The 20,024-nt window shown below is 67.3% G+C and carries 19 protein-coding genes; 14 read left to right on the top strand and 5 right to left on the bottom strand.

Translation table 11 applies throughout. The features are described from left to right. Positions 1-17 precede the first annotated feature (17 nt). From F6X38_RS14765 to F6X38_RS14755, 3 genes are all read left to right on the top strand, one after another. On the top strand, positions 18-842 hold the full coding sequence (locus F6X38_RS14765) for an inositol monophosphatase family protein (RefSeq protein ID WP_150970869.1): 825 nt from the start codon (positions 18-20) through the stop codon (positions 840-842). 107 nt (positions 843-949) lie between these two features. Beyond that, on the top strand, positions 950-2,002 hold the full coding sequence (locus F6X38_RS14760) for a MotA/TolQ/ExbB proton channel family protein (protein WP_150970867.1): 1,053 nt from the start codon (positions 950-952) through the stop codon (positions 2,000-2,002). A 3-nt stretch (positions 2,003-2,005) separates the two neighbouring features. Then, on the top strand, positions 2,006-3,034 hold the full coding sequence (locus F6X38_RS14755; RefSeq protein ID WP_150970865.1) for a peptidoglycan -binding protein: 1,029 nt from the start codon (positions 2,006-2,008) through the stop codon (positions 3,032-3,034). Positions 3,035-3,038: 4 nt separating this feature from the next. Here F6X38_RS14755 and F6X38_RS14750 read toward each other — a convergent pair whose 3' ends face one another. Then, entirely contained in the window at positions 3,039-4,841 is a 1,803-nt protein-coding gene (locus tag F6X38_RS14750) for an ABC transporter transmembrane domain-containing protein (protein ID WP_150970863.1), read from the bottom strand. A gap of 184 nt (positions 4,842-5,025) precedes the next feature. Between F6X38_RS14750 and rpmE the strand changes: the two genes are divergently transcribed. Then, complete coding sequence (rpmE, locus tag F6X38_RS14745; protein WP_150970861.1) at positions 5,026-5,247, top strand: 50S ribosomal protein L31; 222 nt, start codon at positions 5,026-5,028, stop codon at positions 5,245-5,247. A gap of 78 nt (positions 5,248-5,325) precedes the next feature. On the opposite strand, the gene rcdA is transcribed toward rpmE, so the two are convergent. Continuing rightward, a complete protein-coding gene (rcdA, locus tag F6X38_RS14740) occupies positions 5,326-5,856 on the bottom strand; it encodes a protease adaptor protein RcdA (protein ID WP_425482866.1) in 531 nt (176 codons plus the stop codon). Between the two features lie 468 nt (positions 5,857-6,324). Here rcdA and F6X38_RS14735 point away from each other — a divergent pair, with 468 nt between their 5' ends. Continuing rightward, positions 6,325-7,032 (top strand): DUF1013 domain-containing protein, encoded by a 708-nt coding sequence (locus tag F6X38_RS14735; protein WP_150970859.1) that lies wholly within the window; start codon positions 6,325-6,327, stop codon positions 7,030-7,032. A gap of 27 nt (positions 7,033-7,059) precedes the next feature. Here the strand turns inward: F6X38_RS14735 and F6X38_RS14730 are convergent, their stop codons facing one another. Beyond that, positions 7,060-7,869 carry an SDR family oxidoreductase gene (locus tag F6X38_RS14730; RefSeq protein WP_150970857.1) on the bottom strand — a complete coding sequence of 270 codons (810 nt, stop codon included), beginning with the start codon at positions 7,867-7,869 and terminating at the stop codon, positions 7,060-7,062. Continuing rightward, positions 7,847-9,745 (bottom strand): glycoside hydrolase family 15 protein, encoded by a 1,899-nt coding sequence (locus F6X38_RS14725; RefSeq protein WP_246191362.1) that lies wholly within the window; start codon positions 9,743-9,745, stop codon positions 7,847-7,849. The genes F6X38_RS14730 and F6X38_RS14725 overlap by 23 nt, the downstream gene beginning before the upstream one ends. Positions 9,746-9,911: 166 nt before the next feature. On the opposite strand from F6X38_RS14725, the gene F6X38_RS14720 reads away from it, so the two are divergent. The 9 genes from F6X38_RS14720 to F6X38_RS14680 all read left to right on the top strand — a co-directional run bounded on the left by F6X38_RS14720 (position 9,912) and on the right by F6X38_RS14680 (position 18,856). Continuing rightward, positions 9,912-10,985: a hypothetical protein gene (locus tag F6X38_RS14720; protein WP_150970855.1), complete on the top strand. Its 1,074-nt coding sequence runs from the start codon at positions 9,912-9,914 to the stop codon at positions 10,983-10,985. A 21-nt stretch (positions 10,986-11,006) separates the two neighbouring features. Continuing rightward, positions 11,007-12,314, top strand: coding sequence for an ATP-binding protein (locus F6X38_RS14715; RefSeq protein ID WP_150970853.1), 1,308 nt, complete (start codon positions 11,007-11,009; stop codon positions 12,312-12,314). Positions 12,315-12,657: 343 nt separating this feature from the next. Then, positions 12,658-13,713, top strand: a complete 1,056-nt coding sequence (gene pstS / locus F6X38_RS14710; protein WP_150970851.1) for a phosphate ABC transporter substrate-binding protein PstS — start codon at positions 12,658-12,660, stop codon at positions 13,711-13,713. Positions 13,714-13,779: 66 nt separating this feature from the next. After that, positions 13,780-14,769: a phosphate ABC transporter permease subunit PstC gene (gene pstC, locus F6X38_RS14705; protein ID WP_150970849.1), complete on the top strand. Its 990-nt coding sequence runs from the start codon at positions 13,780-13,782 to the stop codon at positions 14,767-14,769. Positions 14,770-14,772: 3 nt separating this feature from the next. Next, the gene (gene pstA / locus F6X38_RS14700; protein ID WP_150970847.1) at positions 14,773-15,612 is read left to right on the top strand and encodes a phosphate ABC transporter permease PstA; all 840 of its coding nucleotides are present in this window, start codon (positions 14,773-14,775) and stop codon (positions 15,610-15,612) included. Further along, positions 15,609-16,415: a phosphate ABC transporter ATP-binding protein PstB gene (pstB, locus tag F6X38_RS14695; protein ID WP_150970845.1), complete on the top strand. Its 807-nt coding sequence runs from the start codon at positions 15,609-15,611 to the stop codon at positions 16,413-16,415. The genes pstA and pstB overlap by 4 nt, the downstream gene beginning before the upstream one ends. Positions 16,416-16,449: 34 nt before the next feature. Beyond that, positions 16,450-17,190 carry a phosphate signaling complex protein PhoU gene (phoU, locus tag F6X38_RS14690; protein ID WP_150970843.1) on the top strand — a complete coding sequence of 247 codons (741 nt, stop codon included), beginning with the start codon at positions 16,450-16,452 and terminating at the stop codon, positions 17,188-17,190. A 4-nt stretch (positions 17,191-17,194) separates the two neighbouring features. After that, complete coding sequence (gene phoB / locus F6X38_RS14685; protein ID WP_150970841.1) at positions 17,195-17,923, top strand: phosphate regulon transcriptional regulator PhoB; 729 nt, start codon at positions 17,195-17,197, stop codon at positions 17,921-17,923. Between the two features lie 129 nt (positions 17,924-18,052). Continuing rightward, complete coding sequence (locus F6X38_RS14680; RefSeq protein WP_150970839.1) at positions 18,053-18,856, top strand: toll/interleukin-1 receptor domain-containing protein; 804 nt, start codon at positions 18,053-18,055, stop codon at positions 18,854-18,856. Between the two features lie 319 nt (positions 18,857-19,175). On the opposite strand, the gene F6X38_RS14675 is transcribed toward F6X38_RS14680, so the two are convergent. Beyond that, entirely contained in the window at positions 19,176-19,805 is a 630-nt protein-coding gene (locus tag F6X38_RS14675) for an FMN-binding negative transcriptional regulator (protein WP_150970837.1), read from the bottom strand. Between the last annotated feature and the right edge of the window lie 219 nt (positions 19,806-20,024).

Below are 20,024 nucleotides of genomic sequence, written 5' to 3'. Positions count from 1 at the left end.
TTTCAAGGACTCTGGCCATGGCCCGCTCCGCGCTTCTCAACGTCATGACGCAGGCCGCGACCAAGGCCGGCCGCTCGCTGACGCGCGACTTTGGCGAGGTGCAGAACCTGCAGGTCTCGATGAAGGGGCCGGCCGACTACGTGTCGGCCGCCGACCGGAAGGCCGAGGAGATCGTCTTCCAGGAACTGTCGCGCGCGCGGCCCGAATGGGGCTTTCTGATGGAGGAGCGCGGCGCGGTGGAGGGGCGCGATCCCGAGCATCGCTGGATCGTCGACCCGCTCGACGGCACGACGAACTTCCTGCACGGCATTCCGCAGTTCGCGGTCTCGATCGCGCTGGAGCGGGCCGGCGAGATCGTCGCGGGCGTCGTGTTCAACCCGGCGACCGACGAGATGTATACCGCCGAGCGCGGCGGCGGGGCCTTCTCGAACGACCGCCGCCTGCGCGTCGCGGCGCGCTCGACGCTGACCGAAGCGCTGATCGGCTGCGGGGCGCCCTTCCTCGGCCACGGCGACCACGCCCGCTTCCTCTACGAGGTGCGCAACGTCATGGGCGGCAGTTCCGGCATCCGCCGCTTCGGCGCGGCCTCGCTCGATCTCGTCGCCGTCGCGGCCGGGCGTTTCGACGGCTTCTGGGAACGCGGGCTGAAGCCCTGGGACTGCGCGGCCGGCTCGATCATCGTCCGGGAAGCCGGCGGCATCGTCACCGACTTCGCGGGCGGCAAGTTCGATCATATTCCCGGCGACATCGCCTGCGGCAACGAACTGATCCACAAGGCGCTCCTCGCCGAGCTGAAGCGCGCCGACGACGCGATCCGGATGACGCAGACCAGCGCGGCGTGAAGCCTGCCCGGGGACCGTTTGCCGCAAATTGAGGCAGGCGTTCCCTTGCGCGCAGGACTCGGCTAGGCTTCCCGGCGTCCGAGCGCTCCGGGAATCCGCCACGCGTCATGCAGGTCTTCAATCCTCCGAACGATCGCCTGCGGCCGGCGGACGGCTATGCCGCCGGTCGGCTCGGCAGCCCGATGGTGTTCCTCTGGGCGATGCTCGTGTTCCTCGGGCTTGCCGGCTTCCTGGTCCTGATCCTGTCGCGGCAGGTCAGCCACGCCTTCAGCAGCAATCCCGGGCTGAACGGCGTCATCGTCGGCATCCTCCTGTTCGGCATCCTGCTCGCCTTCGGGCAGATCATCCGGCTCGCGCGCGAGGTGCGCTGGGTGAACGCCTTCCGCGAGAACCCGGCCGATTTCGAGCGCATGCGCGATCCCGTGCTGCTCGCGCCGATGCGGGCGCTGATCGGGCGCCGGCGGCAGATGGCACTGTCCACCGCATCGATGCGCGCCGTCCTCGATTCGGTCGCGACGCGGCTCGACGAGGCGCGCGACATCGCCCGCTACATGATCGGTCTCCTCGTCTTTCTCGGCCTCCTCGGCACCTTCTGGGGTCTCCTCGGCACGATCGGCGCGATCGGCGGCACGATCCAGGGCCTCGATCCGGCGGGGGGCGACGCCGCAAGCGTCCTGAACGCGCTGAAATCTGGCCTTTCCGCCCCGCTCGCCGGCATGGGCACGGCCTTCTCCGCCTCGCTCTTCGGCCTGTCCGGCTCGCTCGTGCTCGGCTTCCTCGACCTTCAGGTCGGCCGGGCGCAGAACCGCTTCTATACCGAGCTGGAGAACTGGCTCTCCTCCGTCACCGACGTCGGCTCGGACATGCTGATCCCGCCGGACGGGGCGCGGCCGGCGGTGGCGGCAGCCGGTAGCTCGGAGGAGATGCGCCTCCTGTCGGAGCGCCTGACGAAGCTCGTGCAGGACCAGTCGACGTCGCCCCGCACCTCGACGGCGATGGCGAGCCTTGCCGAAAGCATCCAGGGCCTCGTCCAGCACATGCGCACCGAGCAGCAGCTCCTGCGCGATTTCGTCGATGCGCAGGCCGGCGAGCAGCGCGAACTGCGTACCGTCCTCGATCGGCTGTCGCGCTCGCTCGGCGCGAAGGAGCCGGGGGAATAGCGGATGGCTCTTTCCCGCAACCGTCGCTCCGAGCGCACGCTCGACTACTGGCCGGGCTTCGTCGACGCGCTGTCGACGCTGCTCCTCGCCATCATGTTCCTCCTGTCGGTCTTCGTGATCGCGCAGTTCCTGCTCAGCCGCGAGGTTTCCGGCAAGGACGAGGTGCTCGACCGGCTGAACTCGCAGATCGCCGAGCTGACGCAGCTCCTGTCGCTGGAGCGCGCGACCGGCCAGGATTATCAGGACCAGATCGCCGGGCTGCAGGCGTCTCTCCAGAACGCCGAGACCGACCGCTCGCGGCTGCAGCAGGCGCTTGCCTCCGGCTCCGGCGCGGCCGGCGCGGCGGAAGCGCGGGCGACCGGGCTGCAGGGCGAACTGGAAAGCCAAACCCAGATCTCGCAGCGCGCACAGGCGCAGGTCGAGCTCCTGAACCAGCAGTTGACGGCGCTGCGCCAGCAGATCGCCGCACTGGAAGACGCGCTGCAGGCGTCCGAGACGCGGGACAAGGAAAGCCAGACGAAGATCGCCGACCTCGGTTCGCGCCTCAACGTCGCGCTCGCGCAGCGCGTGCAGGAACTCGCGCGCTACCGCTCCGACTTCTTCGGGCGCCTGCGCGAGATCCTCGCCGACCGCGAGAACATCCGCATCGTCGGCGACCGCTTCGTGTTCCAGTCGGAGGTGCTGTTCCCGCCGGGCGGCGACGCGCTGCAGCCGGCCGGGCAGGGCGAGATGCAGAAGCTTGCCGACGCGGCGAAGCAGCTCGCGCGCGAGATTCCATCCGATATCAACTGGATCATCCGGGTCGACGGTCACACCGATAACGTGCCGATCACGGGCGGCCGCTTCGCCGACAACTGGCAGCTTTCTTCGGCCAGAGCCGCCTCCGTCGTGCGCTACCTTGTCAGTCAGGGCGTGCCGGCCGAGCACTTGGCGGCGACCGGCTTCGGCGAGTTCCAGCCGATCGAAGCCGGCGATACGCCGGAAGCCCGCGCCCGCAACCGCCGCATCGAACTGAAGCTGACGGAACGGTGAGGGCCTATTCGGCCGCGTCCGCGAGGCCGGCCATGTCGAACTGGAGCCGCGCCAGCCGCGCATAGAGCGCGCCGCCGGCGAGGAGCTCGGCGTGGGTGCCCTGTTCCACGATCCGGCCGCCATCCAGAACCACGATGCGGTCGGCCTTCAGCACCGTCGCGAGGCGGTGCGCGATGACCAGCGTCGTGCGGTTCGCCATCAGCCGGTCGAGCGCCTGCTGGATCAGCATCTCGCTTTCGGCATCGAGCGCCGAAGTCGCCTCGTCGAGGAGCAGGATCGGCGCATTCCGCAAGATCGCCCGCGCGATGGCGATGCGCTGGCGCTGCCCGCCGGACAGGAGCACGCCGCGCTCGCCGATTTCCGTCTCGTAGCCGTTCGGCAGCCGGCGGATGAAGCCATCGGCCAGCGCGGCCTTCGCCGCCGCTTCCACCGCGTCGCGAGACGCCTGCGGCAGGCCGAACGAGATGTTGGCGGAAACGCTCGCCGCGAACACCGCGACGTCCTGCGGCACGATCGCGATGTGCCGGCGAAGCTCGCCGAGGTCCGCAAGGCGCACGTCGACGCCGTCGACGAGGATGCTGCCCGCGGCGGGATCGTAGAACCGCTCGATCAGCGCGAACAGCGTCGACTTGCCGGCGCCGGACGGACCGACGATCGCGACGGTCTCGCCCGGCCGCACCTCGAACGAGAGGTCGTGCAGCGCCGGCCGGTCGGGATGCGCCGGGTAGGCGAAGGAGACGTCCCGGAAAGCGATCGAGCCGACCGCCGGGCTCGGCAGGGCTTCCGGCGAAGCGGGGGAGGCGACGGTCGGCGTCTCGTCCAGAAGTTCGGTCAGTCGCTCGGTCGCGCCCGCCGCCTGCGTCACCTCTCCCCAGACTTCCGACAGCGAGCCGAGCGAGGTCGCGGCGAAGACGGCGTAGAGCAGGAACTGCCCGAGCGTCCCAGCGCTCATCGTACCGCCGGCGACGCGCTGCGTGCCGACCCAGAGCACCGCGACGACGGAAGCGAAGACGAGGAAGATCGCGATGGCCGTGAGACAGGCCCGCGCCGTCACCGAGGAGCGCGCCGCCTCGAAGGCCTGATCCACCGCCGCGCCGTAGCGACCGACCGCCGCTTCTTCGCCGGTAAAGGCCTGCACCGTGCGCACCGCGCCGATCGCCTCGCCGGCATAGGCGCTGGCGTCCGCAAGCGTGTCCTGCGCGAAGCGCGATTTCCGCCGCACCGACCGGCCGAAGGCCATCAGCGGCAGGACGATCAGCGGGATCGCCGCGATGGCGATCAGCGACAGGCCGGGGCTGGTCCAGACCATCATCCCGATCGCGCCGATGCAGAGGATGAGGTTGCGCAACGCGACCGAAGCCGTCGCGCCGACCACCGACTTGATCTGCGTCGTGTCGGCCGTCAAGCGCGAGACGATCTCGCCGGAGAGCGAGCGGTCGTAGAAGGCCGGCGACAGCCGCACGACATGCGCGAAGACGTCGCGCCGGAGGTCGGCGACGACCCGCTCGCCGAGCGTGATGACGAAGTAGTAGCGCCCGGCACTCGCCAGCGCGAGCACGGCCGCGAGCACGACGAGCATCGCGAAGTACTCGTCGATCAGCAGGCGGTCGCCGCCCATGAAACCCCGGTCCACGACGCGGCGGACGGCGAGCGGCAGCGACAGGGTGGTCAGCGCCGCGACGGTCAGGGCCACGAGCGCGCCGGCGATCAGGCTCCGCTGCAGGCCGAGATAGGGGGCGAGCCGCCGGAGCGGTCCGAGGGTGCGTCCGCGCCGCGCGCTCCCGTCATTCGCGATCGGTTTCGCCATGCTGTCTCCGGCGGATGTTCGGCGGCGCGCCGGAGCGCGCACGCGCCCCGCGCCTTGTGCCGCGGCGGCGGTTCATGTAAAGGCTCGCGCGACATTATCAAAGCGCCCGTGCGATTTTGCCTCGCGGCATCCGCGTTCCGCGGACGGCGGGGTTGGGCGGCGACGAGAGACGGATCTGCGAGCGATGAAGGCCAACATCCATCCCGACTACCACACCATCACCGTGGTGATGACGGACGGCACCGAGTACCAGACCCGTTCGACTTGGGGCAAGGAAGGCGACAAGCTGAACCTCGACATCGATCCGACCACGCATCCGGCCTGGACGGGCGGCAGCCAGCAGCTCATGGATCGCGGCGGCCGCGTGTCGCGCTTCAAGAAGCGCTACGAGGGCCTTGGCATCTGATAGCCGCTTCCGACGGCGGAAACGAAAAAGCCCGGCACTGCCGGGCTTTTTGCTGTCTGAACTGGCTCGGAAACGCGTTCAGGAGCGGAACGCCGTCCTGAGCAGGCTGAGCTGCTCGGCCACCGGGTTCGGGCTGTCGTCCTGCTGCGCCTTCGCGCCGGCGCCGTAGATTTCCTTGTCGAGCATCGCGATGCGGCGCTCGAGCTTCAGCACCTTGTCGACCAGCGCCCGGAAGGCTTCCGGCAGGTCGTCGAAATAGGGCGAGCCCTGACCGGTGCCGATGCCGTCGAGCCGCACCTTGGTCTTCTCGGTCTCGACCTGCTCGCGCGACATGTCGCCCTGGTTGGCGGCGCGCTGGAGGAGGAGCCAGGAAGCGATCTGCATCAGCCGCGTGGTGAGGCGCATCGATTCGGCGGCGTAGAGGGTGGCGGCCTGCCGCGACAGCGACTTCGCTTCGGTGCGCCCCGGCCCGTCGAGGTAGATCGCGGTTTCGTCCACCAGCGCCATGCCGTCGTTGAACAGCGGCTGGAACGAGGGCGAGAACGCCAGGTGCTCCGCGAGGCGGACCGTTCTGTCGTCGTCGCTCGGACCGATTTTCTGCATTGTCATGATCGCGGAACGGCCTCGTCAGTGCCCGGAAGGCAACGTGTTCCGCACGAGCGGGTTCCTGCGCCCGGCACCGTCGCCATCGCGAAATTGAGCCCCCGTGGCGCCGAAAGCAAGAGCACGGGCCGCAAGCTGGTTAACGGCGCACAAAAAGAAGCCGTGCGCGAGGCACGGCTTGGCTTAGTTGCAACAGGGAGAAGTGCAGACATTGTGGCCCACCACGATGTCGACCAGAAACTGGCTGGCCTGATTTCACACCGTAAAGCTTGAGCGGGGCTTAACGCGTCGGCGATTCGTTCACGATCGGGCGACCTCGCGGGAATCGTCAACCTTTCCGCCGCGCCGCCGTTTCCCTGGCGCTTTCTTGCGGAGGTCGGGGTTAGCTCCTATAGAGGGCTATTCCCGCATTCGTGGTGGCATCCCACCGCTCTCTCGCTCCCCCGGCGAGGGGCTCAGAGAAGGACCGTATCCATGGCCGAGCAGCTTCTGATGCCGAAGGCGACGGCCGTCTGGCTCGTCGACAACACGTCGCTGTCGTTCGACCAGATCGCCGAGTTCTGCACCATGCACCCGCTGGAGGTGAAGGCGATCGCCGACGGCGAATCGGCGCAGGGCATCAAGGGCCTCGACCCGACGCTCACCGGCCAGTTGTCCAAGGAGGAGATCAAGCGCGGGGAGGGCGACGTGAAGCATCGCCTGAAGCTCTCGCCGCCGAAGGTTCGGGTGCCGGAAGCGAAGAAGTCCGGCCCGCGTTATACGCCGGTCTCCAAGCGGCAGGACCGGCCGAACGCCATCCTCTGGCTGGTGCGCAACCATCCCGAGCTGAAGGACGCGCAGGTATCGCGGCTGGTCGGCACCACCAAGAACACGATCCAGCAGATCCGCGACCGCACCCACTGGAACTCAGCGAACCTCCAGCCGATGGACCCGGTGACGCTCGGCCTCTGCTCGCAGATCGACCTCGACCTCGAGATCGAGAAGGCCTCGCGCGGCATCGTGCGCCCGGAAGAGGTGGCGGAGGAGGAGCGCCTCCTCTCGGCGGCGCAGAGCCAGAACTACCGCTCGCGCGAACGGAGCGAGGAGGAGGACGGCGAACTCGACGCCGCCGCCGTCTTCGCCAAGCTCTCCTCCATGAAGCGCAAGCCGGAGGAGGAAGAGGAAGAAGAGGGCGGCTACTGACCGCCTTTCTCGACGGGCGGCGGCGCTTCAGCCGTTGCCCCTGAACTCCGGGTAGAGCGTCATCGCGCCGTCGACGAAGATCGTCTGCCCGACGATGTAGTCGGCGGCGTCGGAAGCGAGCCAGGCCACCACGCGCCCGACATCGGCCGGCTCGCCAATGCGCCCGTACGGGATCAGCCGCAGGATGTCGGCTTCGTGACTCGCGCGCTCGGCGGCGTTGATCGCCGTCGCGATCGCGCCGGGCGCCACCGAGTTGATGCGGATCCGCTCGTTCGCCACCTCCTGCGCCATCGACTGCATCAGCATGTGCATGCCGCCCTTCGAGGCCGCGTAGTTGGCGTGGAACGCCCAGCAGATCACCTGATGCACCGATGAATTGTAGATCAGCTTGCCCATCGCCGGGCTGATCTCCGCGCGGATGCCCTTCTTCCGGAACCGGCGGATCGCCTCGCGCCCGACCAGGAAGGCGCCGGTGAGGTTCACCGAGATCACCGCATTCCAGTCGTCGAGCGTCATGTCGCCGATCTTGGCGTCCTTTTGCCGGCCGGCGTTCGAGAACACCACGTCCGCCGGGCCGAGCGCGGCCTCGGCCTCGTCGAACAGGCGGATCACGTCCTCCTCTTTCGAGACGTCGGCCTGGATCGCGACGGCTCGCCGGCCGAGCGCCTCCACCTTGCCGACCGTGTCCCTGGCGTCGTCCTCGCTGTCGCGGTGGTTGACGACGATGTCCGCGCCGGCGCGCGCCAGCTCGATCGCCGCCGCCTCGCCGATGCCGGTGGAAGCGCCGGTGACGATCGCCGTCTGGCCGGTCAGGTCAATGCCTTTTGAAGAACTCATCGGCATCCTCGAGGTTTTGGAACTGGATGTTCGTCGGGTCGGTGCGCTTGCCGGTCAGCGAACGGTCGAGCCAGACGGCGGCAGAGATCAGCGACAGGTGGGTCAGCGCCTGCGGGAAGTTGCCGAGATGGTCGCCCGTGTCGGACAGTTCCTCGGAATAGAGGCCGAGATGGTTCGCGTAGGCGTGCAGCTTCTCGAACAGGAAGCGCGCCTCGGAAACGAACCCGGTGCGGGCCAGCGCCTCGACATACCAGAAGGAGGAGGTGGTGAAGGCGCCTTCCATGCCGCTGAGCCCGTCGGAATTCTCGTCGAGGTTCTTGTAGCGCTGCACCAGGCAGTCGTGGACGAGTTCGCGCCGCACCACCTTCAGCGTCGAGATCCATTTCGGGTCGCGCGGATTGATGAAGCGCACCAGCGGCATCAGCAGCACCACGGCGTCGAGGCCGCGCGAACCCTTGTACTGCGTGAACGCGCCGATTTCCTCGTTCCAGAACTCGGTGAGCAGCGTCTTCTCGATCTCGTCGCGCTCGTAGCGCCAGCGATTGACGTCGCCGGACAGCGATTCCAGCGTCGCCATGCGCTGGCCGCGGTCGAGCGCCACCCAGCACATCAGCCGCGACGAGAGGAATTCCTGCGGCTCGCCGCGCGACTCCCAGATGCCCATGTCCGGCTGCCGCCAGTTCCCGGCCAGCCAGTCGAGCATCTTCTGGAGCCTCGCCCAGACTTCGAAGGGCGGCTTCCCGAGGGCGCGGCTGCCGATATAGACCGAGTCCATCAGCTCGCCGTAGATGTCCATCTGCGTCTGCGTGTAGGCCGCATTGCCGATCCGCACCGGCTGCGATTTCGCGAAGCCGGCGAAGTGGTCGAGCGTCGTTTCCGTCAGCTCCTTCCGGCCGTCCATGCCGTACATGATCTGCATGCGCTCGGCGTCGTGCTCGACGGCGTTGTTCATCAGGAACCGGATGAAGGCGCCCGTCTCCTCGTGGTAGCCGAGGCGCGACAGGGAGTAGAGCGTGAAGGCGGAGTCTCGCACCCAGCAGAAGCGGTAGTCCCAGTTCCGCTCGCCGCCGATCTCCTCCGGCAGGCCGAAGGTCGCCGCCGCCGCGATCGACCCGTACCGGCGCGAGGTCAGCAGCTTGAGGGTCAGCGCCGAGCGCACCACGAGCTCGCGCCAGTAGGTCGGGAACTGGCCTGCCGCCACCCAGTCGTGCCAGTACCGCCGCGTTTCGGCGAAGGCCTGCTTCACGTAGTCGGCGTCGATCCGCGAGGTCTGCCGCCCGGGACAGAACACGACGTGGCACTCCTCGCCCTCGCGCAGCGTGATCTCGCCGCGGATCGCGCCGCCCCGGACCTTCAGGCGCATGTCCGAGGCGATCGTGGCGCTGCGCGTTTCGCCGTCCTCCTCCCAGCGGATGGTCGCGCCGCCGCGCGTCGCCTTCAGCACCGGCTTCCCGCGCCCGTAGCCGGGGCGAGGGATCGCCTCCAGCGTGAAGGGCACCTCGCCGCGGATGGACTTCGAGATGCGCACGATCCGCCCCGAATCGTCGAGCGGCATGAAGTCGGCTATCTCGCCGATGCCTTCGTCGCCGAGAAAGCGGGTGATGAGCACGTTCGTGTCCGGCAGGTAGATCTGCCGGTACTTCAGTCCGGTGCCGTCCTCGACGCCGAACCGGAAATGGCCGCCCTTGTCCGGGTCCAGCAGCGAGGCGAAGAGGGTGGGGGAATCGATGTCGGGATGGCAGAAGAAGTCGATCGTGCCGTCCTGCGCCACCAGCGCCAGCGTACGCATGTCGCCGATGACGCCGTGGCTGGCGATCGAGTGCGGAGGAATGGCGGTCTTGCGGCGATTTCCGCGGCGCGCGGCGCTCTTTGCCATCGGGATGTCACACGGTGCGAATGATGGGGAAGAGCGGGGCTTTCGGCATGCGCTGCAACATTGGACGGCTAAGGATTAAGTAAAGTCGCGACGCGCGTCCTTTGCGCCCGTTGGTTGGAACAAGCCGGTTAGGGTAGTGTCGGGGCCAGTGATGCCGGAGCAGACCATGAGCGCCATGGAAAAGAGCCTGAGGCGGGCGCTCGATGCGGGAGATGCGAAAGATCCCGCCTTTCGCGAATCGATCTATGCCGCCTCCGAGCGGGCCTTGGAGCGGATGCTGGCGCAGAAGCCGGTGGACGACGCCGTCGCGCATGTGCAGCGGACGCGGCTTGCCGAGACCATCAACCGGGTCGAGGACGACTTCTACGCCCGCCAGACCGAGGCGGGCGCGGGCGAGGACGGCCCGGCGCAGCACGATCCGACCCTGTCGCTCGATCCCGCCTACCGGGACGCGCACGCCTACTCGACGCGCGACCCCGGAGCGGAGGACGATTCCCGGCCCGCAAACGACGGCGCGTTCGATCTCGAACCGATTTTCGACACCCGTTCGGGCGATGGGCCCGCCACGGGCATGGCGGTCGCCGAGCCCGGTGCCGCCCGCGCGGGCAAGCCGGCCGCCGTGGAGCCGATCCACACCTCCCCACGCACGCGCGCCGCCGATGCCGCCCGCGAGGCGACCAAGCGCAGCAACGCCCAGCTTCGACGCTTTCTCCTGATCGCGCTTGCGGTGGCAGCCGTCCTCGCGGCCGGCATCTATTTCGTCTACGCGTCGGCCAGCCCGTCCGAGCCGACGGGCGGAGCCGACGGCGCGTGGATCGACCTCTTCGACGGCAAGCGGCTCGATGCGCTGGCGACGCCGGAAGGCGGCCGCGTCGAAGCCCTGGCAACCGACGCGACAGGCGGCCGGGCGGCGGTCCGCTTCACCCCGTCCGGCGAGGCCGCGAGCCTCACCGTCGCCGTCGGCGAAGGCGTCGCCCGATCGGTGGATGGACGCAAGGTCGTGGTGGAGCTCGCCGCCGGGTCGCCCGACGGCACGGCGCGCACCTTCGCGGTCGAATGCCGGCTCGGGGGCCGGAGCGTGTGCGGGCGGCAGAACTTCGCCACCGCCCGCCGCAGTGATACCTTCGTGTTCGACATGGAGGTGCCGGAGGGCGCGAGGGCGGGCGACATCGCCATCACCCCGACGGAGCCGTCGACGGCCGGGCTCTATCTCTACGCCATGCGTCTGCGGAACGGCTGAATCGGCGCTTCGGGTCCAGGAATGAGCGAAACCGGCCCCGCCGCGATGCGACCGTTCGAAGCCGTGCGCCGGAGGCTCGGCGCATCCTGGCCGCGCATCGTCGCGGCGTCCGTGGCGGGCCCCGCTGTCGCGCTTGTCCTCGCACAGGTTTCCGAGCCCTTGGGGTTCGTGGCCGGTGCGGTCGCGGCCTTCGGCGCGTCGACGCTCGTCGCCAGGTTCCGGGAAGGCCGTGGTGGCCTCGCGCCGGCGCTGGCGGCGGCGGACCGCTCCGCGACCGCGCAACCCGCCCATTCGCTGCTCGAAGCGCTGCCGGAGCCGGTGATCCTCGTCGATGCCGCGCAGCAGGTCGTCCACGCCAATCTCGCCGCGACCCGCGTCTTCGGCGCCGTCGCGGTCGGCGAGGCGTTGGCGCTGCGCTTCCGTGCCCCGGAGTTCCTCGCCGTGATCGAAGCGGCGATCCAGGCCGCCGAGCCGACCAAGGCGAGCCTGATGGAGGGGCGCGCGGCAAGGCGAGTCTGGGCCGTCGACATCGCGCCCGTTCCCGCTGCGGCCGGTCGATCCGGGCCGCTTTTCCTTCTCCTGTTCCGGGATCGGACGGCCGAGCGCGGCATCGAGCGGATGCGGACCGACTTCGTGGCGAATGCCAGCCACGAGCTGCGCACGCCGCTCGCCTCCCTCATCGGCTTCATCGAGACCCTGCAGGGGCCGGCGCGCGACGACGCGGCGGCGCGCGACCGGTTCCTCGCGATCATGCGCGAGCAGGCCGCGCGCATGTCGCGGCTGATCGACGACCTCCTGTCGCTGTCGCAGATCGAGATGAAGCGTCATCCCGTGCCCGGCCGCAGCGTCGATCTCGCCGAACTCCTGGAGGACGTCCGGCGGGCGATGTCGCCGATGCTCGCCGCTAACGAGATGGAAGCGGAGCTGGAGATCGGGCCGGGCCGACACGTCGTCGACGGCGAGCGCGACGAGCTCCTGCAGGTCTTCTCCAACCTCGTGGAGAATGCCTGCAAGTACGGGGCGAGCGGCAGGCGGGTCGTGCTTTCCCTGCGGGTGGAAGGCAGGGAAGGTGGCGGTGTCCGCGCCTCGGTGCGCGATTTCGGGCCCGGCATCGCGGCCGAGCACGTGCCGAGACTGACGGAGCGCTTCTACCGCGTCGACGTCGAATCGTCCCGCGCCAAGCGCGGCACCGGGCTGGGGCTGTCGATCGTCCGCAACATCTTGCTCCGCCATTCGGCGCGGCTGGCAATCGATTCGGAGGTCGGCAAAGGCTCGACCTTCGCCGTCATATTCCCGCGGCCCAAACATGCGGCGCAGGAAACCAATTAGATTTCAGTTGGTTGGACCGTCATAAAACTGAAGGGCAAAGGTCATAGAAGGCGGACCGACAGCGGACGGTCCGAGGCGTCGACCCGGTTAGGGGTTGCGGTTCCGGAGCGAAGGCCGGCGCATGGCGCATCGACGGGAACCGGCGAGTTTGACCAATGGCGCGATTACGGGCGGGGAGAGGGCGAAGGGGCGGTGCCGCCGTTCGCGCGTCGCTCCCGCCGGTGGTCGCGAAGGGGTCTGTCACACGCCTGTTGCCGGGCGGCGCTACTGCGCGACAGAACCCGGCAGGCCGGATTGTCCGGTGCGTTCTGCCGTTCCCCTCAGCCGAAAGGAAAGACACGCCATGACCTTCGTTTGGAAAGCCTCGCGGATCGCAATGCTCGCCGGCTTCTCGGCCCTCGCGACCCTTGGTGCCCAGGCCGCCGACATCTCCGGCGCGGGCGCGACCTTCCCCTATCCGATCTACGCGAAGTGGGCGGACGCCTATAAGAAGGAAACCGGCAACGGCCTCAACTACCAGTCGATCGGCTCGGGCGGCGGCATCAAGCAGATCACCGCGCGCACCGTGACCTTCGGCGCGACCGACAAGCCGATGTCGGGCGACGACCTGAAGAAAAACAACCTCGTGCAGTTCCCGATGGTTATGGGCGGCATCGTGCCGATCGTGAACCTCGAAGGCGTCAAGCCGGGCGAACTCGTGCTCGACGGCGCGACGCTCGCCAAGATCTTCCAGGGCGAGATCACCTCCTGGGACGACGAGGCGATCGCCAAGCTGAACCCGGACGTCAAGCTGCCGAGCGAGGCGATTGCCGTGGTGCATCGCTCCGACGGCTCGGGCACGACCTACAACTTCACCTACTTCCTCGGTGCCGTGTCGCCGGAATGGAAGGACAATGTCGGCGTCGACGCCAGCGTCGAATGGCCGGTCGGCATCGGTGCCAAGGGCAACGAGGGTGTCGCCGCCAATGTCGGCCAGACGGCGAACTCGATCGGCTACGTCGAATACGCCTACGCCCTGCAGAACAAGATGACCTACACCGATCTCCTCAACAAGGACGGCCAGAAGGTCGCGCCGGACAGCGCCTCCTTCGCCGCCGCCGCGGAAGGCGCCGACTGGTCGAGCCAGCCGGGCTTCGGCGTCATCCTCGCCAACCAGGCGGGCGCGAAGGCGTGGCCGATCACCGCCGCGACCTTCATCCTGATCCCGAGCGACCCGAAGAGCCCGGAAGACGCGGCCGAGGCGCTGAAGTTCTTCGCCTGGGCCTACAAGAACGGCGACGCGATGGCGGACGAACTGCACTACATCCCGATGCCGGACAGCGTCGTCTCCCAGGTCCAGAGCACCTGGAAGGACGTGAAGGGTTCGGACGGCAACCCCGTCTACCAGGCGACGAACTGATCGCCATGCGAACCGGACGGGCGGCCTGGAGCCGTCCGTCCACTCTTCGTCGTCCGAGAGGAACCCATGACGAGCCTTGCAGCCGGACAGGCAGACGCCGCGACCGATCACGATCGGCAACGCGCCCTCAAGCGCTTCGCCAGCGGCGACGCGCTGTTCCGCAACCTCACCCGTCTCGCCGCGATCCTCGTCCTCGTCGTTCTCGCGGGCGTCGCCGTGTCGCTCATCAATGGCGCGCTGCCGGCCTTCGGAACCTTCGGCTTCGGCTTCCTGACGGAATCCGTCTGGAACCCGGTGAAGGAGCGCTTCGGCGGCCTCGCGCCGATCTACGGCACGGTCGTCACCTCGTTCATCGCCCTCCTCATCGCGGTTCCGATCGGGCTCGGGATCGCGATCTTCCTGACCGAGCTCTGCCCCCGGCCGCTCCGCCGCCCGATCGGCATCGCGGTCGAGCTCCTCGCCGGCATCCCGTCGATCATCTACGGCATCTGGGGCCTCTTCGTCTTCGCGCCGTTCCTGCAGGCGACGCTCCAGCCGTTCCTGATCGCCGTGTTCAAGCCGATCCCCGTGCTGCACGACCTGTTTGCCGGCCCGCCCTACGGCATCGGCATCCTGACGGCGAGCCTGATCCTCGCGATCATGGTGCTGCCCTTCATCACCTCCGTCTCGCGCGACGTGTTCTCGACCGTGCCGTCCGTCCTGAAGGAATCGGCCTACGGCCTCGGCATGACGACCTGGGAAGTCACCACCAAGATCGTCCTGCCCTACACCCGCGTCGCGACGCTCGGCGGCGTCATGCTCGGCCTCGGCCGCGCGCTCGGCGAGACGATGGCCGTCACCTTCGTGATCGGCAACGCACACCGCATCGCCCCGTCGCTGCTGGCGCCGGGAACGACGATCTCCGCCTCGATCGCCAACGAATTCGCCGAGGCGACGGGCGACCTCTACACCTCGGCGCTCTTCGCGCTGGGCCTGATCCTCTTCGTGATCACCTTCATCGTGCTCGCCATCGCCCGGCTGATGCTGGCGCGGATGCGCGCCAAGGCCGGGAACTGACCGATGGCGTCCTACGCAAGCCGCCGCGCCAAGAACGCGGTGATGATGACGCTCTGCGTGCTGGCAGCCGTGTTCGGCCTCGTCTGGCTGTTCATCATCCTCGGTGAACTGCTGGTGCGCGGCATCGGCGGCCTGTCGCCGGCCGTGTTCACCCAGATGACGCCGCCGCCGGGCAGCGCCGGCGGCCTCCTGAACGCCATCGCCGGCTCCATCACGATGACGGTGATCGGCGTCCTGATCGGCGCGCCGATCGGCATCCTCGCCGGCACCTACATGGCCGAGTACGGGCGCCACGATCGCCTGACCAGCGTCATCCGCTTCATCAACGACATCCTGCTTTCGGCCCCGTCGATCATCGTCGGCCTCTTCGTCTACGAGGCGGTCGTGATCCATATGGGCCACTTCTCCGGCATCGCCGGCGCCTTCGCCCTCGCGATCATCGTGATCCCGGTCGTGGTCCGCACCACCGAGGACATGCTGCTTCTGGTGCCGGACGCGCTGCGCGAGGCGGGCACAGCGGTCGGCGCGCCGCGCTGGGTGGTGATCCGCTCCGTCGCCTACAAAGCGGCGAGCGCCGGCATGATCACCGGCGTGCTGCTCGCCATCGCCCGCATCTCCGGCGAGACCGCGCCGCTGCTGTTCACCGCCCTCAACAACCAGTTCTGGAGCATGAACCTCAACGCGCCGCTGGCCAGCCTGCCGGTGACGATCTTCCAGTTCGCGCTCAGCCCCTACGAGGATTGGCAGCGGCTCGCCTGGACGGGCGCTCTGCTCATCACCGTCGCCGTTCTCACCCTCAGCATCGTCGCCCGCCTGTTCGCAGCTCGCCTGGAGGACAAATGACCGCCCAGATCCGCATCCAGCCGGTCGTGGAGAACACGAAGTCCGCCATGCGACCCAAGATCGAAGTGAAGGACCTGTCCTTCTTCTACGGCGCCAACAAGACGCTGAAGAACCTCAACCTGACCCTGCCGGAGAAGGCCGTCACCGCCTTCATCGGCCCGTCCGGCTGCGGCAAGTCCACGCTCTTGCGCACCTTCAACCGCATCTACGAGATCTACCCGAACCAGCGCGCCGAAGGGCAGATCCTGGTGGACGGGGCGAACATCCTCGAGCCGCGCCAGGACCTCAACCTGCTTCGCGCCAAGATCGGCATGGTGTTCCAGAAGCCGACGCCGTTCCCGATGTCGATCTACGAGAACATCGCCTTCGGCATCCGCCTCTACGAGCGTCTCGGCAAGGCCGACCTCGACGAGCGGGTGGAACGGGCGTTGCGCCGCGCCGCGCTCTGGGAAGAGGTGAAGGACAAGCTCTCCGCCAGCGGCCTCAGCCTCTCCGGCGGCCAGCAGCAGCGGCTCTGCATCGCCCGCACCGTGGCGGTGCGGCCGGAGATCATCCTTCTCGACGAGCCGGCTTCCGCGCTCGACCCGATCTCGACCGCGAAGATCGAGGAACTGATCGACGAGCTGAAATCCGACTACACGATCGCGATCGTCACCCACAACATGCAGCAGGCGGCGCGCGTCTCCGACCTCACCGCCTTCATGTATCTCGGCGAGCTCGTTGAAATGGGGCCGACCGAGAGCCTGTTCCAGACGCCGCGCGAGAAGCGCACGCAGGACTACATCACCGGCCGCTTCGGCTGAGATTCGGACACCGGAACGCGGAGGCTCAAAGCTCATGTCCGAGCACATCGTAACATCGTACGACGAGGAACTGCGCTACATCGTCCGCCGCATCTCGGAGATGGGCGGCCAGGCGGAGCGCATGGTCGAGCAGTCGGTCGCGGCGCTGATGGGCAGCAATCTCGCGCTCGCCCAGTCGGTGGTCGCGGAAGACGTCCTCCTCGACAACGCCCAGCGCGAGCTGGATGAGCGGGCGATCCTGACCATCGCCAAGCGCCAGCCGATGGCGGTCGACCTCCGCCAAATCGTCGGCGCGATCCGCATCTCGAACGACCTGGAGCGGATCGGCGACCTCGCGAAGAACATCTCCAAGCGCGTCATCGCCGTCGCCGAGCACCAGCAGCCGGTGCGGCTCGTGCGCGGCATCGAGCACCTCACCGACCTCGCGCTCGAGCAGTTGAAGGAAGTGCTGGACTCCTACGCGACGCGCGACCACGAGCGCGCCGGCGCCGCCCGCGCCCGCGACGAGGAGATCGACGCGATGTACACCTCGATCTTCCGCGAGCTTCTGACCTACATGATGGAGGATCCGCGCAACATCAGCGCCTGCACGCACCTCCTGTTCTCGGCGAAGAACATCGAGCGGATCGGCGACCACGCGACCAACATCGCGGAGACGATCTACTACATCAAGACCGGGCAGCGGATGGACAACGATCGTCCGAAGGGCGACCAGACCGCCGGCATGACGCTTTCGGTCGACGGTGGCGAACGCGGCACGAATTTCAGGGTCTGATGCCTTGAGCGCGCGGATCGCCGTCGTCGAGGACGAGGAAGCGCTCTCGATCCTCCTTCGCTACAACCTGGAGGCCGAAGGCTACGCGGTGGACGCGATCATGCGCGGCGACGAGGCGGACATGCGCCTGCGCGAGGAGGTGCCGGACCTGCTGATCCTCGACTGGATGCTGCCGGGCCTGTCCGGCGTCGAGCTCTGCCGGCGCCTGCGCAACCGCGACGAGACGCGCGACCTGCCGATCATCATGCTGACGGCGCGCGGCGAGGAGGCCGAGCGCGTGCGCGGCCTCTCGGTCGGGGCGGACGACTACGTCGTGAAGCCGTTCTCCACCCCCGAGCTGATGGCGCGCGTGAAGGCGATGCTGCGCCGGACGAAGCCGGAGCGCCTATCCCACCGGCTCGGAGCGGGCGACATCGAGCTCGACCGCCAGGCCCGCCGTGTACACCGCGCCGGCCGCGAGCTGCGGCTCGGGCCGACCGAGTTCCGCCTCCTCGAGTTCCTGATGATGTCGCCCGGCCGCGTTTTCTCACGCGAGCAGCTCCTCGACGGCGTCTGGGGCCGCGACGTCTACGTCGACGAGCGCACCGTCGACGTCCATGTCGGCCGCCTGCGCAAGGCCATCAACCGCGGCCGCGAGCGCGACCCCATCCGCACCGTCCGCGGCTCCGGCTACTCGCTGGACGAGACGTTCGGATCGAACGCGGCGGCGAAGGCGCAAGCGGTCTCCGCTTGAGGTCGCCGATTGTGTAAGCGATTGCCTGCAAACGGCATAAACTCCATCATGGAACGGCAAGCATCGGCTGGTAAGCGGCATCAGCAATGCTGACCTGCGACTATATCGCGGTTTCATTAGGAGAGGTCTGTGAGGGACTACGACATTGCAGTCTCCTTTGCTGGAGAGGACCGCTCGATTGTAAGTGAATTCGCCAGTTCCCTTGATCAAAAAGGAGTTCGCATCTTCTACGACAATTTCGAGCGCGCTACTCTATGGGGAAAGGACCTTTATCAGCATCTTCAAGGTATATACAAAGATAATGCGCGTTACTGCATCGTTTTCGTCTCGAAGCACTATAAGGAGAAAAACTGGACACGGCATGAACTGCAACAAGCGCAGGCTAGATCGTTCTTAGAGGTAGCTGAGTATATTCTTCCTGTGCGGCTTGATGATACAGATTTGCCAGGCCTCAATCCGACAATCGGCTATATCGATCTACGCCAGGTAAGCCTAGACGAACTTATCGATCTGACGCTTGAAAAGATTGGACATCGGGTTTCTCCCATAGCGCGCCGGACTCTCCCAAGCGGTAAAGACGTCGAGCTCGTCGAGTACAATGGCATACTGGTTGCAAGCGGCTGGCCACGGAAGATCGAAGCGGCTCAGCATCAGCCCATGGCATTTGTCGTCAGACCTTGCGAGCGTATCCGTTATGGGGACGAGGGCCGTTTCGATGGCGGAGAGGTTAGGTCAGAACCTCCTGCTGTCTGTCATGACTGCGGCGTCTTACATGGTCAGCTACACGTTCCCGGTTGTGACATGGAACAGTGTGCATTGTGCGGAGGGCAGGCAATAAGCTGCGGCTGCAGCTACAGTCCCGCCACTCGCGAAGAGGTAGAGCGATGGGGGGAACACTATCCACCTTTCGATAAAGCTCCTTACGAGCAGTAGCTATTGCAAAAGTGGTCGCCTAAGGGTGTTACGGACTGGGGCGGAGTTGGCGGCTCGGCGTGGCCTGGCCTGCCGAGGCAGCATTCTGTTTCACGCACGATCTTGGCCTGTTCCTTGCGTAAATCAGGAACTTTACCATCCGTGCCGTTTCCAGCAAGTCCAACTACTTACGCCTTGCGAAAATCAGGTGCGAATCGGTGGCTGCTGGAAGCTAGTCGCCTTTCTCGGCGCATCTACATCGCCCGCTCGCCGCCGTCTTGTCGGGTTGGTAAGCCTCGCCGGTCGTCGTGGCAACGGGCCGCTCGGCCTTGGCGCTCCGTCAGCCGTCCGTGGAACGGCGGCCTGCCATCCGGTCCGCCATGGCCTGATTTCCCGACGCCTGCAGGCCGGCTATCGCACCGGCATAATCGCGAGGCTCGCGGTTCTGGCTGAGCTTCGACTTCGCCAAAGTCTTCCGAACATCGATCCGAAACGCGACGATACCCCTCAGCATCTGCTCCATGTAATCGGCGGGCGCGTCGGCCATGCGCCATGCGCTGGCCCCATTCAGACGTCGCTCGTGATTGCGGGTCAGCAGGCCGACCGCCGCGCGCTTGGCGCGCTCGTCGTGCTGGAAGCTGATGCCGCCGTAGACGTGGACCACCTGGTAGTTCCAGGTCGGAACATGCCGGTGGTGCTCGGGCTTGGTCGGGTAGAAGTTGGGCGAGACGTAGGCGTCGTCGCCCCGGAAGATCGCCAGCACTTCCTGATCGTCGGCGACGAGCCGGTGCATGTCGTTGGCAAGGGCGACGTGCCCGATCAGCGTCCCATCCGGCGCAGCCAGAAGCGGGATATGGTTCGCGATCAGACCTTCGGCGGTCTGCGCGACGATGCAGGCCAGCGGCGCGCCGTCGATCACGGCTGCGATCTCGCTGGAGCTGATCTCCTGAAAATGCGGCGGTATGTACATCCTGACCGATCTCCCCGGCGATTTCGTATCGGCTGACCGCCTTTTCGTAAATCAGCAAACACGCATCGTCGTTCAGATCAGCAGGACCATGACATGAATGGTGTGGAAGTCCGGCGCGGAATGCGTCGACGCGCTACGCCATTCCTAGAGACTTATCCCCGCCGCCCGCGCTTCGCATAACCTCCGCTGACCGCCGCTCTGTCGAGGGAGCGCGAATGA

The organism is Plantimonas leprariae (assembly GCF_008802405.1).
GTDB classification, from domain to species: Bacteria; Pseudomonadota; Alphaproteobacteria; order Rhizobiales; family Rhizobiaceae; genus Plantimonas; species Plantimonas leprariae.
This window is presented reverse-complemented; position numbering and strand designations above follow the sequence as displayed.

Bases quoted from the DNA above. Each gene is read 5' to 3' on its own strand.
- F6X38_RS14765 (WP_150970869.1), top strand. From the start codon at position 18: ATGGCCCGCTCCGCGCTTCTCAACGTCATGACGCAGGCCGCGACCAAG.
- F6X38_RS14760 (WP_150970867.1), top strand. From the start codon at position 950: ATGCAGGTCTTCAATCCTCCGAACGATCGCCTGCGGCCGGCGGACGGC.
- F6X38_RS14755 (WP_150970865.1), top strand. From the start codon at position 2,006: ATGGCTCTTTCCCGCAACCGTCGCTCCGAGCGCACGCTCGACTACTGG.
- F6X38_RS14750 (WP_150970863.1), bottom strand. From the start codon at position 4,841: ATGGCGAAACCGATCGCGAATGACGGGAGCGCGCGGCGCGGACGCACC.
- rpmE (WP_150970861.1), top strand. From the start codon at position 5,026: ATGAAGGCCAACATCCATCCCGACTACCACACCATCACCGTGGTGATG.
- rcdA (WP_425482866.1), bottom strand. From the start codon at position 5,856: ATGACAATGCAGAAAATCGGTCCGAGCGACGACGACAGAACGGTCCGC.
- F6X38_RS14735 (WP_150970859.1), top strand. From the start codon at position 6,325: ATGGCCGAGCAGCTTCTGATGCCGAAGGCGACGGCCGTCTGGCTCGTC.
- F6X38_RS14730 (WP_150970857.1), bottom strand. From the start codon at position 7,869: ATGAGTTCTTCAAAAGGCATTGACCTGACCGGCCAGACGGCGATCGTC.
- F6X38_RS14725 (WP_246191362.1), bottom strand. From the start codon at position 9,745: ATGGCAAAGAGCGCCGCGCGCCGCGGAAATCGCCGCAAGACCGCCATT.
- F6X38_RS14720 (WP_150970855.1), top strand. From the start codon at position 9,912: ATGAGCGCCATGGAAAAGAGCCTGAGGCGGGCGCTCGATGCGGGAGAT.
- F6X38_RS14715 (WP_150970853.1), top strand. From the start codon at position 11,007: ATGAGCGAAACCGGCCCCGCCGCGATGCGACCGTTCGAAGCCGTGCGC.
- pstS (WP_150970851.1), top strand. From the start codon at position 12,658: ATGACCTTCGTTTGGAAAGCCTCGCGGATCGCAATGCTCGCCGGCTTC.
- pstC (WP_150970849.1), top strand. From the start codon at position 13,780: ATGACGAGCCTTGCAGCCGGACAGGCAGACGCCGCGACCGATCACGAT.
- pstA (WP_150970847.1), top strand. From the start codon at position 14,773: ATGGCGTCCTACGCAAGCCGCCGCGCCAAGAACGCGGTGATGATGACG.
- pstB (WP_150970845.1), top strand. From the start codon at position 15,609: ATGACCGCCCAGATCCGCATCCAGCCGGTCGTGGAGAACACGAAGTCC.
- phoU (WP_150970843.1), top strand. From the start codon at position 16,450: ATGTCCGAGCACATCGTAACATCGTACGACGAGGAACTGCGCTACATC.
- F6X38_RS14675 (WP_150970837.1), bottom strand. From the start codon at position 19,805: ATGTACATACCGCCGCATTTTCAGGAGATCAGCTCCAGCGAGATCGCA.